This is a genomic window from Candidatus Methylomirabilota bacterium, assembly GCA_036005065.1.
Lineage (GTDB): Bacteria > Methylomirabilota > Methylomirabilia > Rokubacteriales > DASRDR01 > DASYQW01.
The window spans coordinates 1-13,390 of record DASYQW010000164.1 but is presented as its reverse complement, the minus strand read 5'-3'; the positions used below and the strand labels follow the sequence as shown (position 1 = coordinate 13,390).

The 13,390-nt window shown below is 71.7% G+C and carries 10 protein-coding genes; all 10 read right to left on the bottom strand.

The window, feature by feature from the left end; translation table 11 throughout:
• Window positions 1–49: 49 nt before the first annotated feature.
• Complete coding sequence (locus VGW35_11940) at window positions 50–1,303, bottom strand: hypothetical protein (GenBank protein ID HEV8308369.1); 1,254 nt, start codon at window positions 1,301–1,303, stop codon at window positions 50–52.
• 30 nt (window positions 1,304–1,333) lie between these two features.
• Complete coding sequence (locus VGW35_11935; protein ID HEV8308368.1) at window positions 1,334–2,530, bottom strand: glycosyltransferase; 1,197 nt, start codon at window positions 2,528–2,530, stop codon at window positions 1,334–1,336.
• A complete protein-coding gene (locus VGW35_11930; GenBank protein ID HEV8308367.1) occupies window positions 2,527–3,189 on the bottom strand; it encodes a DUF5752 family protein in 663 nt (220 codons plus the stop codon). Before VGW35_11930 ends, VGW35_11935 begins: the two co-directional genes overlap by 4 nt.
• Window positions 3,186–5,597 (bottom strand): DUF3536 domain-containing protein, encoded by a 2,412-nt coding sequence (locus VGW35_11925; GenBank protein HEV8308366.1) that lies wholly within the window; start codon window positions 5,595–5,597, stop codon window positions 3,186–3,188. The genes VGW35_11930 and VGW35_11925 overlap by 4 nt, the downstream gene beginning before the upstream one ends.
• 73 nt (window positions 5,598–5,670) lie before the next feature.
• Window positions 5,671–6,909, bottom strand: a complete 1,239-nt coding sequence (locus tag VGW35_11920) for a glucose-1-phosphate adenylyltransferase (GenBank protein HEV8308365.1) — start codon at window positions 6,907–6,909, stop codon at window positions 5,671–5,673.
• 52 nt (window positions 6,910–6,961) lie between these two features.
• Window positions 6,962–7,414, bottom strand: a complete 453-nt coding sequence (locus VGW35_11915; GenBank protein ID HEV8308364.1) for a hypothetical protein — start codon at window positions 7,412–7,414, stop codon at window positions 6,962–6,964.
• 215 nt (window positions 7,415–7,629) lie between these two features.
• A complete protein-coding gene (locus VGW35_11910) occupies window positions 7,630–8,373 on the bottom strand; it encodes a class I SAM-dependent methyltransferase (GenBank protein HEV8308363.1) in 744 nt (247 codons plus the stop codon).
• A complete protein-coding gene (locus tag VGW35_11905; protein HEV8308362.1) occupies window positions 8,370–9,353 on the bottom strand; it encodes a glycosyltransferase in 984 nt (327 codons plus the stop codon). The genes VGW35_11910 and VGW35_11905 overlap by 4 nt, the downstream gene beginning before the upstream one ends.
• Before the next feature lie 7 nt (window positions 9,354–9,360).
• Entirely contained in the window at window positions 9,361–11,268 is a 1,908-nt protein-coding gene (locus tag VGW35_11900) for a hypothetical protein (GenBank protein HEV8308361.1), read from the bottom strand.
• A 258-nt stretch (window positions 11,269–11,526) separates the two neighbouring features.
• The coding region (treZ, locus tag VGW35_11895; protein HEV8308360.1) for a malto-oligosyltrehalose trehalohydrolase at window positions 11,527–13,390 on the bottom strand (1,864 nt) is incomplete at its 5' end.

Sequence of the window (13,390 nt, the reverse complement as noted above, 5' to 3'; positions counted from 1 at the left end):
CACGGTCGCCATCGCGCCCGGTGGCTTCCGGTGACCACCCCTCCTCATATTATCGCCACCGGTCGGCAAAATCGGCCCGGGCCCGCTCGAACGCCCGCGCCTGCCGCTCGAGCAGCCGCGCCTGGGCGGCGCCCGAGAGGCCCGACGCCTCGCGGCAGAGCGCCGCCGTCCGCCCCATGTAGAGCGGCACCAGGCTCCGGAGGAGGTGGTCCCGGTGGAGCACCCGGAAGTGGTAGGCCAGCAGGAAGTCGTAAACCACGCGCGCCCACAGGTCGGCCGAGAACACGAACTCCTCGGGGGCCAGGTCCCCGAGCGGATAGAGGTCGCCGAGGGTGCCGGCGCTCAGGGCCTGCTCCCAGATCGAGACCAGGTCCCGCAGCCCCTGCCGAAAGACGGAGACCATGCGCGCCTGGCTCGCGGGCGGCGTGTCGCTGGGCGCCGCCAGGGATTCCCCGAAGCGCCGGGGCGCCGGACGCGGCCCGGCCTCGCGCCACTGCTCCTCATAGAGCTCCGCCAGCGCAAATGCCGTGCCGACCACCTCGCTCACGAGGTCCCCGAGATCGAGTCGGCCCTCTCGCCCCTCCGCGTCCCGCGCGCCGAGCCAGGCCTCCCCGAGCCGGGCGCCGGTCGCCGAGGCGGTGGTGCCGAGGTAAAGCGGGGCCGACCGCGTCGCCGCCGTGCTCCAGCCGTGACCGTCGGCGAGTCGCGCGACGAGGGCCGCCGACAGCGCCGCCTCCGACGGCACGACGTGGCGCACGGCGCTCCCGTAGAGGGCACGCGTCAGGGGGTAAAGGAGGCACGTGGTCAGCGTCCCGTCGAGGGCCGGGCGAGCGTAGAGCGGGGTGACGAAGTCCAGTTCCCCGCCCCAAATCGGTCGGAGGAGCCGGTCCATCCAGATGTCCGGCAGGCTGCGGAGGTCGGCCCCCACCAGGAGGACGGCGCGCGCCGAAAGCCGTCGCGCGGCCACGCAGAGGCCGCGGAGTCCCACGTCCCCGCCGGGCACGCCATGGGCCGGGGGCATGGCGCGCTGGGTGGAAACGCCTCCGTGCACGAGCCGCACGACGGGGAGGTCGCCGGCCGAGCGGGCCGCGGCGTCCACCGTCTCGTCGGTCGAGCCCGCGTCCGAGTGGACGAGGACGCCCCGGGCGTCGGGGAAGTGGGTCCGCGCCCCCTTCTCCAGGCTCCGCACGACCTCGCCGATGGTCCGGGCGTTCTGGTAGGAGAGGACGCCGAAGACGACCTCGGCCGCACCGAGCTCGGCGAGCCGGGCCTCGGCATCGTCCGGGAGTGGCGAGGGCGGCACGTCCATCGAAGCGGGTGCGCGCGCGGCCCATCACCCCGTGAGGCGGCCCAGCAGGGTGAGATAGTCGGCCAGGTGCCGGGTGATCAGGAAGTTCCGCCGGACGTGCTCCCGCCCGGCGCCGCCCAGGCGGCTGATCGCCTCCGGGTTGTTGAGCAGGTACCGGAGCCAGAAGGCCGCGCCCTCGGGCGAGTGGACCAGGTACCCGGTCACGTCGTGGATGATCTGGGCCGTGATCCCTCCGGCGGCCCCGCCGATCACCGGCTTGCCCTTCCACATGGCCTCGGCCACCGTGAGCCCGAAGCCCTCGCGCAGCGACTTCTGGAGCACGATGGTGGCCGCCCGCTGGAGGGCGTTGATCTCCAGGTGGGCGTCGGGCGGCAGCTCGAGCACGTGGATGTCCTCGTCGGAGCCCGTGGCCTCCCGCACCTCGGCCAGCACCGCCGCGCCCTCGGGGTCGTCCATCGTCCCGCTGCCGGCCAGGACGAGGCGGCAGTCGTTGTGACGGCGTACGAGCCGGAAGGCGTTGATCACCCCGACCGGGTCCTGGAAGCGGTCGAACCGCGACACCTGGAGGAGGATCGGCTTGTCCCGCGGGATCGCCAGCCGATCGAGCACGGCCTCGACCTCCTGCCGCGAAAGCCGCCGGTTCTTGTCCGCCAAGGGGTCGATGGACGGGTAGATCAGGTACTGGGGGATGGGGAGCTGGGGGGCGAACCGCGGCAGCGAGAAGACGGCGGCGTCGTAGCTCACGACGTAGCGTCGGAGAAAGGCCCAAACGCGCCGCTGCGGGGCCGACATGTCCATGTGACAGCGCCACACCCATCGCCCGCTGGCCGGGCGGTGCTCGATCAGCGCCGCCGGCTGGGCGTCGTGGACCAGGACGACGTCGGCCTCGAGCGGCAACCGGCGGGCGTTGTCCCGGTTGACCGTGCGGTAGGTGTCCAGCATCTCTTCGGTGATGACCTGCTCCGTGCCCTGGAGCGCGCTCTCGATCGCCTTGGTCGTCGAGTAGAAGAGGGGGTTGCCGGTGATCACCTCCCAGGAGACCTCCACCCCCAGCTCGGTCAGGATGGGGCCCGTGCGGTGCAGGATCTCGGCCACTCCGCCGCCATACCGCGTCGAGCTGACGTGAAGGAAACGCCGCCCCTTGACGCGCTCCGTCATCCGGATGATGAAGTCCACCGTGCCCCTGGGGGCGATCTCGCGGTAGTCGTTGATCGACGTCACGGGGCGCTGCCCTCCTGCTCGAGCACCTCGTCCACCAGCATGAGCAGCCGCGAGCGGACCCGCTCGAGGCTTCCCACATAGGGATTGATGCGTCGCACGCGCTCGGCGAGGTCGGTGAGTGAGAGGTCTCGGCGGAGCCACTGGGAGAAGTCGTTCTCGTACCGCCCCTGCCGCACGCGCGCCTCGAAGACATGGTAATAGATCGCGCTCGCGTCCACCTGAGCCAGGGCCTCGCGGAACTCGAGCAGCGTCCCGGCCGCGATGCCGACCGGCAACTCCACCACGTGACTCTGCAGGAAGTCGAAGGGCTGACTCCGGTCGATCCGGGGCACCGTCCGCTGATGCGACAGGTGGTGGTCGATCACCGACACCAGCTCCTCCCGGAGCGCCTCCAGATCCTGGAATTCGAACGGATCGACCATCGCCAGCTTTTCGCCGAGGACCGGCTCCTTCAGCTCTCCCGCGACCCACGTCGCGAAGTCGTTGGTGTAGGCGCTGGCGAAGACGCGGTGCCGGAGAAAGAAGCCGTGGGTGTGGTAGTAGACGGACCCGCCCGGGACCTGGGCCAGGAGATCGGCCAGCTCCTTCGCATCCTCGGCCCGCTGGCCCAGGATCTCGCGCAACTCGACGCAGCCGACGAAGACGAAGGGCGTCGTCACGTCGTGGGATCCAGCCGGAAGCCGAGCGCGGCGGCCAGGGGCCCCAGGACGAGGCGGGCGTCCCGCTCCTGGATCCGCCAGAGCTCGAAGAAGCGGTTCTGGGCCGTCCACGGGTCGGGCATGCAGCCGAGCTCCCGGCCCACCTGGAGGACGGCCAGCGCGCTCTCGATGCGGTCGGGCGTGACATCGTCCCAGACGCGGGCCATCCGCGCGAGCAGCGCCCGCTCGAGATGAGGGGCCACGCGCTCCGGCTCGACGCGGAGGTCGAAGCCGAGGGAGCGGGCCTCGGTCAGGAGCTCGCGGATACGGTCCGCCGAGCCGTCGGCGGCGAGGCGCGGCAGCTCCCGCTCGACGTCGCGCTGGAGCACGTAGCGGGCGGCCAGCGCCAGCGCCTCGGGGGCCGGGGCGTCCGCCTCGCGCAGGTACTGCATGAGTCGCCGGCTCTCCTCGTAGAGGCGCCGGTAAGTGTCTTCGAAGCGCCGGAGCACGCTCTCGGTGACGGAGGCCAGGATCTGCCGGCGCTCGGCGATGAAGAGATCGCGGATGCCATACGCCCGGCCCTCGAAGTGATGGTCGAGGGCACGCACGACCTCGGACAGGCTGTGGCCCGCGAAGCGCTGGAAGAGCTCGGCCCGGACCGTCGCGTAGTCGCCGCCGTCCGGCAGGCCCCGCATTGCGCAGTGGAAGTCGTGACCGCCGAAGTGCAGGACGGCGACGGCCGCCTCCTCGGCCTCGGCCGTGAGGTCCGACGTCACCCGGACCCGGCCCACGCTCAGCGAGGTCTCCCCGTACGACTCGCGCTGCCAGTCGAGCCGCGACACCGTGTAGGCGTAGACGCGGGCCTCGTCCCCGTAGTTCTGGTACGGGGCGGCGATCGCGTAGTGCGCGATGACGCGCCGGAGGTCGACGACGGCCGGCAGCACGTGACGGCGGTAGACCTCGGCGCCCGTGCCCAGCTCGGGAAGGTTCGATGGCGCCGCCGCCAGACGCTGCACGAAGGCCTCTTCCAGGTTCGCGTTGGCGCCCAGCTGCCGGACGAGCTGGATGGCCCGGGCCGCGTAGCGGAGCACCTGGACCGTTTCGATGCCGGAGACCTCGTCGAAGAACCACCCGCAGGAGGTGTACATGAGCAGGCGCTGGCGCTGGAGCTCGAGGAGTCTGATCGCCTCCACCTGTTCGAAGTGGGTCAACGGGCGTAGCTGGTGGCGGCCGAGGAACGCGGCCACCGCGGGATACGAGCGGGAAAGGATCACCGTCACGTAGTCGTCCCGCGCATCCCAGGGATCTTTGAGCAAGGCGGAGGCGCGCGCCTCGAACAGGGGATCCACCTGCTCGCGGAGCCAGTCGAACGCCTCCCGCAGCGGTCGCCGCCACCGCTGGTGCCAGTCGAGCCGCCCGGAGTTGCATCCGCAGTCGGCGCGCCAGCGGTCCACGCCGTGGGCGCAGCTCCAGGAGGACGGCTCCACGATCCGGATCTCCTGGGTCGCCGGGTGGGACGCGAGAAAGGCGCCGTAGTTGGTGAGGGCCGCCCGCCCATCGGCTTCGATGCGGTGGCAGGCGGCGGCCAGGGCCATTTCTCCGAAGCGGTGGTGGTGGCCGTACGACTCGCCGTCAGTCGCGACGTGGATGAGCTGTCCGCCCGGGCGGCGGTCGTCGAACGCGGCCAGGAGGCGACCGGCGAACGCGTCGCCGGACTCGAGCAGCCCCTCGAAGGCCACCGCGTGCGAGATAGGGCCGTCGTAGAAGAAGAGGGCGATGCTCCGGCCATCCCGGGATTCCCAGCGATAGGGTCGGCTCGGATCGATGGCGCCGCCGCCCTCCTGCCACTTCCCGTCCGGCCGGGCCCGCACCTGTGCCGCCTGCTTGGGGGCGAGGATGGTGAAGGCGATGCCGTGCTCGGCCAGCACCTCGAGCGTTTCTCCGTCGACGGCCGTCTCCGGGAGCCACATCCCCTCCGGGTCGCGCCCGAACCGGTAGCGGAAGTCGGCCAGGCCCCAGCGCACCTGGGTGACCTTGTCGCGCCGCGAGGCGAGCGGCAGGATGGCATGGTTGTAGGGCTGCGCGATGGCGTTGCCGTGGCCCCCGCGCTTGGCCGCGCTGACGCGATCCGCTTCCAGGATCCGCGCGTAGACGTGCGGCCGCTCCTCGGCCAGCCAGTGCAAGAGGGTCGGGCCGAAGTTGAACGAGATCCGGTCGAGGTTGTTGACGATGTCCAGGATGCGATTCTGGGCGTCCACCCGCCGGGCCGCCGTGTTGGGCGCGTAGCATTCCGCCGTCACCCGCGTGTTCCAGTCGTGGTAGGGGTACGCCGAGTCCTGGACCTCGACCGCCTCGAGCCACGGGTTCTCGCGAGGCGGCTGATAGAAGTGGCCGTGGATGGCGATGTAGCGGGGCGCGGCCGCGCTCACGGACGTACCCGGGGCAGAGCGCCACCGCCGACCGAAGCGACCGACGCGGCGCGAGGGAAAACGCGGGAACCGCTCAGGGCTCTTGCTCCAGATCGAGCATGTGCGCCCGCCCGCCGCGCGGGATGACCACGATCCCCGACCGGTCCAGATGGAACCGGCGGCCATCCTCTTCCGGATCCTCCCCGATCGTCGTCCCCCGCTCGAGGCGGTTATACCGATCCACGATGACGCGGCGCAGCCGGACGCCCTTTTCGAGCCGGGTGAAGTCCATGACGATCGAGTCCTCGACCACGCATCCCTCGTCGACCTGCACGCCCCGGCCCAGGATCGACCCGCGCACCGTCCCGTGCCGGATCAGGCTCCCCTCTCCCACGTGCGAGTTCTCGATGCTGCCACCGAGGATGCGGGCCGCCGGCCCGTGATACCGGCTGGCCAGGATCGGCCAGGCCGAGTTGTCGAGGTCGAGCCGGGGAGCTTCGCCGAGGAGGTCCATGTGGGCCTGCCAGTAGCTCTCGATCGTCCCGACGTCGCGCCAGTAGCCGCGCTCCTCGTACGGCCGCAGCCCCGGTACCTGGTTCGACTGGAAGTCGTAGGCGAACACCCGGCCGCGGGGAAACAGCTCGGGGATGATCGTGCGGCCGAAATCGTGGTCGGTGGAGCGCCGCGCGTCTTCCACCAGCGTGTCGATGAGCGTGTCGCGGTTGAACAGGTAGTTTCCCATCGACGCATAGGCAAGCCCCGGACGGCCGGGGATCGGGCGCGCCACCGCCGGCTTCTCGTCGAAGGAGACGATCCGCCCCTCGCCGTCCACCTCGATGATCCCGAAGCCCGACGCGTCTTCCACCGGCACCGGGAGCGCCGCCACGGTGACCTGGGCCCCCCGCGAGATGTGAAATCCCACCATCTGGTTCACGTCCATGCGGTAGACGTGGTCGGCTCCGAACACGGCGACGAGGTCGGGCGCAAAGTCCTCCACGAGGTGGAGGTTCTGGAGCACGGCGTCGGCGGTGCCCCGGTACCACCAGTCGCCCATCCGCATCTGCGGCGGCACCACGGTGACGAAGTGGTCGGCCACCAGCCCGCCGCTGCGCCAGCCGAGCCGCAGGTGCTCGATGAGCGACTGCGACTTGTACTGGACGAGGACGTAGAGGGAGAGGATCCCCGAGTTCACGAAGTTGGAGAGGACGAAGTCGATGATGCGATAGCGACCCCCGAAGGGGACGGCCGGCTTCGATCGCTCGCGCGTCAGCGGCTCCAGGCGCTCCCCTTTACCGCCGGCCATGATGAACGCGAGGACGCGCTGCGCCCTCACCGCGGCCCCCCGGGTCGTCCTCGTTCCGGCGGCATCTGGACGGCCCCGCGGGTCACGCGGTTCCCACGCGGGCCCAGGCCGGATCCAGATCCGGGAACGCGAAGTCCTCGCGCTCGAAGTACTCCTCCCAGGAGTACGTCAGGGCCACCAGAGCCTCCGCCCCCGCCCGGCGGAAGTCGCTCCGGTTGTCCTCGCAGGAGCGCAGGCGGATGCCGATGAAGAATTCGAACTCCTTCTGGAACACGCTCGAGGCGAGCTGCTCGGCGAGGACCGGCGAGATGTTGATCGTCCAGCGGGGCGAGAGCCCCTGCGCGACCAGCCGACGGGCGACCTCGAGGAGGGGGAGGTAGCACTCGACCGCCGCCTCGCAGAGCCAGTCCGAGCCGTGCGGCCAGCGGCCGTGGTTCAGGACGAACGGCAGGTGTGTGTGGAGGACCAGGGCGAGGCCCGGGACCCACCGTTCGGGAGTGGCGGGGGCGCCCCGGCTCCGCTCACGCTTGTTCACGACCTCTCGTCTCCTGCCTGTCCTGCGCGGTCTGGCAGAGCTCGGACGGCGACACGCCGCGTCAGAGGCGCCCCGGGGAACCCCGACGGAGTGCGTGTCCAGCCGGCGAACGGCACGGGTAGGCCCGTAGATCCGGGAAGTTACCTAGACTAAGGCTAGCGTTACAGAAGGCTCCGGAGGTGTCAAGCAGAAACCCGGTTTCGACGCGAGGCCAACTACTTGGCGACCTGGTCCGCGAGGGCCCGCCAGACGCCCAGGACGGATTTGCCCACGCGGAACCCCAGGAGCGGATCGACCCGCCGGGAGAGGGGCACCATCCATCCGTCCCAGCACGCGATCTGGCCGGGCGTCGGCAGATGCCGCCGGAGGAGGAGCCGGTTGGCGGCCGACGCGAGCAGACCCACGCTGTCGAGATAGCGCACCAGGGTCCGCTCGAGGTGGGTCGGCATCACCCGGGCGAGGGACCGCCGCGTGTACCGGCGATAGTGTCCGATGGCGGCATCGAACGGGGAGTAGAGCCACCCGTGGGCCGGGGCGAGGACGACGAGGGCGCCGCCGGCGCGGAGGTGCTGCGCGGCGCGGGCCAGCTCCTCGCGGTCCGCCTGGATGTGCTCCAGGACGTCGACGTAGGCGATGGCGTCGAAGCGCGAGTCCGCCGGCAGGTCCGGGACCGTGCCCGCCCGTATCTCGCAGCACGCCGGCAGCCCGCCCCGAGCAATCTCTTGCCTGATGTGGGCCGCCAGCGCCGGGTCCGGCTCCAGACAGAGCCACCGCCGCTGGCTTCCATCGCACAGCGCCCGCGTCGTGGCGCCCAGGCCCGCGCCGACCTCCAGGACCGCGCCGACCAGGTAGGGGCGGAGAAGGTCCGCCAGGTAGGCCTTCCAGTGGGCCGCCCGGGCGAACAGGGAGAGCTCCTGTCCGGCGTACTGCGGGGCGACGGCGGTCTCCCCGGGGGTCACGGGTAGAGGCGCTCTTCGGCCGCGACGTAGTCGCCGTAGTCCCGCCGGGGGATGACGGTCGAATAGTTCCGGCTGTTGAGGATCATGAAGACGAACACGAGTGACAGCGACACGGTCTGGAGCAGGATGGCCACCAGGAGTCCGACCACCGCCGAGGCCCAGCCGGGAATGGCCAGATCGGTCATGAACCGGATACCCACCACCACCGCGATGCCGCCGAGACAGAGGCCGATCGCCACCACCGTGGCGAGCAGCGCGCGGACCCCGATCACGTCCCCGTACACCGAGATGGCGCTGAGCCCGTGGAGCACCAGGGAGACGAGGGTCATCTGCGAGTGCCCGGCCAGCCGCCGGGCCCGGTCGACCCGTATGGTCGCGATCGGGATCCGGGCCTTCATCACCGCCGCCGGGTAGTGGTTCCAGAGCTCGGCCAGCAGGGTCAGGCGCGGCAGCAGGCGGGCGGGGACCAGGCTGAAGTTGCCGAACGAGATCCAGGAGCCGGTCAGCAGCCGGTAGGCGAGACGGTAGGCGCGGTACAGGGCGCGGAAGGGAACGCCTTCGGATCGCCTCGCCCGGGTGGCGAAGATCACGGCCGAGTCGGCCGTGGCCCACGCGCGGACGAGCCGCGGGACGTCCGTCGGGGCGTCTTCGCCGTCGGCGTCCATCACCACCACGGCGCAGCAGGGTCGCTTGGCGTCGATGTAGGCGAGGCCGATGGCGATCGCTCGCTGGTGCCCGACGTTCCGGCCGAGATGGAGGACCGTGATCGACGCCAGAGCCCGATAGCGCGCGCCGGCGAACAGCTCCCGCCCGGGAACCACGACGGACCCGTCGTCGGCGATGACGACCTCGGCCGTGAGGTCCGCCTCGATCAGGGCGCGGTCCAGCTCGGCCAGGAGGTGCGGGACGACCTCCCAGTCGTTGTAGACCGGCATGAGCACGATCAAGGGCCGCCGGTCCCCGGCCAGCGTCGGCGTCATGGTGGGCTCATCCGCGCGGAGCCGGCGGACGCCGGATCATGAACTCGTACCCGTCGATCGCGTAGAGGGTGACGAACTCGCGCTCGATGTACCGGACGAGCGGGGCGGCCTCGCTGTCGGGCGCGCTGCCGGCGGCGCTCCTGGGCTCCGTGACTTGCCCGCGAGCCTGGCGGCGGACCGCACAGACGGGCACGGTCAGCCGGGACAGCCGGTCGGTGATCACGGCCTGCTGGGCCGGGGTGAAGAGCGCCACCCACAGGGTGGCGTTCAGCATCGTCGGCGGCGGGAGCCGACTGAACAGATAGAGGCTGTTCATGCCCGGCATGGACACGAACGTTCCGCAGTGCGCGGTGAGGCTCTGGGTGAGCTGCTGGTAGATCGCCGCCTGGTGCGGCGTGACCAGGATCCGCTCGGCCCCCGGGAGGTCGAGCGGGACCCCGGCCTGATAGGCCGCCCGCATCCGCTGCTCCTGATCGACCGAGCGGACGCCGAGCGCGGCCAGCACGCCCGCCAGCGCCACCGCGCCGGCCGCGCGCGGCACGCTCGCCGGCAACAGGCGCCCGAGCATCGCGACCGTCGTCCGCCAGCCCTCCGCGATCGCGACGGCTCCGGCCGGGATGAAGAGGAACGTCGCCCACGCGACCTGGGTGACGGCCACCGGATAGGCGTGGAGCGCCTGGAGGACCGCGACCGCGACGAGCAGCGATCGCCCGATGTCACGATCGATCTCGGCGTCGCGCGGCCGGCTCAGGAGCGCAAGCCAGAGGAGGGGCAGCGACACGGCGAGAGGGCGCCGGCTCAAGAGCGGGTAGGCATAGGCCGCGTACCAGAGGATCCCGCCGGCCAGGAGCTGGGCCGGCCCCTGGACCGCCGCGATCGCGCGGCGCGCGGTCCCCGTCAGGCGCCCGGCGAGGACGGCGGCGGCAGCCAGCCCCAGTGAGAGCACGGCCCACACCGGCGCCAGGGCCGGCATGTGTAGCGGCACCGCGAACGCCCGCGGGTGGCGCAAGGGATCCAGCACGATCCCCCGCCAGAGGCCGGCCACGGTCGTCCCGCGGACCAGCTCGACACCGCAGGAGGCCGCGCCGACCAGCGCGGAGGCGCCGAGGAGCACGAGGAGATCCCATCCGGCGCCCGGGCTCTCGAGCGGGCGGGCGAGCCGCACCAGGACCACGGCGAGCGCGGCGCACACGACGACGGCAAGGTAGGCCCGCACCCACGGTTCGTGCCACAAGGGGCCCATGACGGCGAGCGGGACCAGCACGAAGGCACCCGCCGCCGCGAGCCGCCAGGCTGGCGTGCCCCGGCCGAGGCGCGCGGCCGCGAGCAAGACGAAGACGGCGGACACGAAGGCGAAGAGCCCGACGTTGACCTTGACCAGGACGGCGGCGGCCAGGAGAACGCCCATCAGCGCGGCGGCGACGGCGTTGGGCGTCCGGCGGAGGAACGAGCCCGCGAGGACGAGCGCGCTGAGGAGGACGGCCAGGACGCCGCCCGGGTGGAGCGGCTCGTCTCGCATGGGAAGGAGCGTCTGGAAGACGAGGAGCTGGGTGCCGAGGGCGAGCGGGATGCTCCCGGTGAGGCGGTGGGTCGCCAGCGCGCAGAGCGCCGCCACCGCAAGCCACAGGCCCATGACGGCGGCGCGGCCCGCCATGTGGGTCGGCTCGAGCGACAGGGTCCCGAAGAGGCCGGTCAGGAGCTGGAAGTAGGCCGGGCCGTACTGGGTGTAGAGCTGGTCGTACAGGGCGCCCCCGGCGGCGTACTGCCGGAGGGAGAGCAGCAGGTAGCCCTCGTCGTCATACCATTGGAAGCCGCTGAACAGCGCGTAGAACGCCGGCAGCGCGCTTGACGCCGCGACGGTCGCGACCCCGGCTGTCAGGACGAGGCCGGGGCGCAGGACCGCGCTTCGCGTCATGGTGGACCCGGCGCGTGTGGCATGGCACCTCGGGGCTCTTCTAGCACACCCCACACCACAGGCGCAAATTTCACCCGGCGCGCCGCGGGTCGCCGAGGGGCCGTCGAGGCCCCCTCCCACGATCCAGGAATCTGTCGGAGTAACCCGGCAGCTCGCTCCGAGCGCGCGCCGCGTCGAGCAGCGCTCCGAGCGGCGGCTGTGCCGCTGCAACCGAGGGGAGGCATCGGGGGGGTCTTCCGAGACCCCCCCGAAGGTGATTTAGCGCAGGTAGATCCGCGCCTGGTAGGGCCGGAGCTCGACCCCCGCGGGGCCGCCCGTGAGGGCCGGGGGACCGGCCGCCGCCTCGGTCCCGCCGAAGGCGGGGGCCTCGCTGTCCAGCTCGAGGCGCCACGCGCCGTCCGGAATCGTCGCCTCGAGACGGCTCGGCCGGGGGTCGTACGACAGGATCACCAGAACGGCCTCGGCGCCCGCCGCTGCCCAGCGCTCGAGGACGAGGGCCTGGCCGGCGCGGCTCACCCGCGTCCGCGCGCGGTCGGGGTGACGGAGTGCCGGGTGGCTCCGGCGAAGGCGGAGCAGGGCCTGGTACCACGCCCACACGTGAGCGTGGGGCGGTCGGGTGCGCCGGGCGTGGTCCAGCCGGGAGGCGGCGAAGGTGGCAGGGTCCTGCGGATCGGGGATGTCCGTCTCCCAGGCGAACTTCGCGAACTCCCGCCGGCGCCCGGCGCGGACGGCCTCGACCAGCTCCGGGGCGCTGAAGCTCGTGAAGAAGCAGAACGGCGCCGTCTCCCCGTACTCCTCGCCCATGAAGAGCAGCGGGAGGTAGGGCGCGCACAGGACCGAGGCCGCCGCCACCTTCACCGCGCCGACCGGCACCTGGGTCATCAGTCGGTCGCCGCGCGCCTGGTTCCCCACCTGGTCGTGGTTTTGATCGAACACGACGAACGCCTCGCCGGGGAGATCCGACGCCGGTGACCCCACCACGTGCCCGCGGAAGGCCGAGAAGCGACCCTGGTAGACGAACGCCTCGCGAAGGGCAGTCTCCAGGTCGTCCAGGCCTCCCTGAAAGTCGTCGTAATAGCCGCCCCGGATGCCCGTCAGCGTGACCCGGAGCGCATGGTGGAAGTCGTCGCTCCACTGAGAGGCGAGCCCGTAGCCGCCCTCGGCCCGGGGGACGACGATGCGGCGATCGTTCCGGTTCGACTCCGCAATCACGTGCACGGGACGCCCGAGCGCCCGCCCTTCCGCTTCCACTGCCTCGCCGAGCTCGGCCAGGAGGTGGACGGGGCTGTCGTCCACGATGGCATGCACGGCGTCGAGTCGGAGCCCGTCCATGTGGTACTCCCTGACCCAGTAGCACGCATTGCCGACGACGTGCCGGCGCACTCCCGAGGAGCCCTCGCCGTCGTAGTTCACGGCCTCGCCCCACGGGGTGAGATGACGGTCCGAGAAGTAAGGGCCGTACTCGCGAAGGTAATTGCCCTCGGGCCCGAGGTGGTTGTAGACGACGTCCAGAAACACGGCTAGCCCGACCGCGTGAGCGGTGTCGACGAGCCGCCGCAGTCCCTCGGGACCTCCGTAGGTCGACTGGGGAGCGAAGAGGTGGACGCCGTCGTACCCCCAGTTGCGGGCGCCGGGGAACTCGGCGACCGGCATCAGCTCGATGGCCGTGATGCCGAGATCGCGGAGTCCCGGGAGGTGCGGGATGATCGCCTCGAAGGTGCCCTCGGACGTGAAGGTGCCGACGTGAAGCTCGTAGAGGCGGAGGTCGCGGAGCGGAACGCCGCCCCAGCCCGCGTCACTCCAGACGAAGGCGGCCGGATCCACGACCTCGGAGGGACCGTGGACGCCGATCGGCTGGAAGCGGGAGACGGGATCCGGCCGCTCGGCCGCCCCGTCGAGCCGGTAGTGGTAGCGGGCTCCGGCCTCGACCTCCGCGATCGTGGCCTCGAAGATCCCGTCCGCGCGGGGCTCGAGCGGAGCCGCGCGGACGCGCCCGGGGCCGACCAGACACACCTCGACGCGCCGGCATCGGGGAGCCCACAGGCGGAAGCGCACCGCGCCGGGCTCGAGCGGCAGGGCCCCGAGGTCGAAGATCACGCCGGATGGTTCCTCCTTGGGAGCG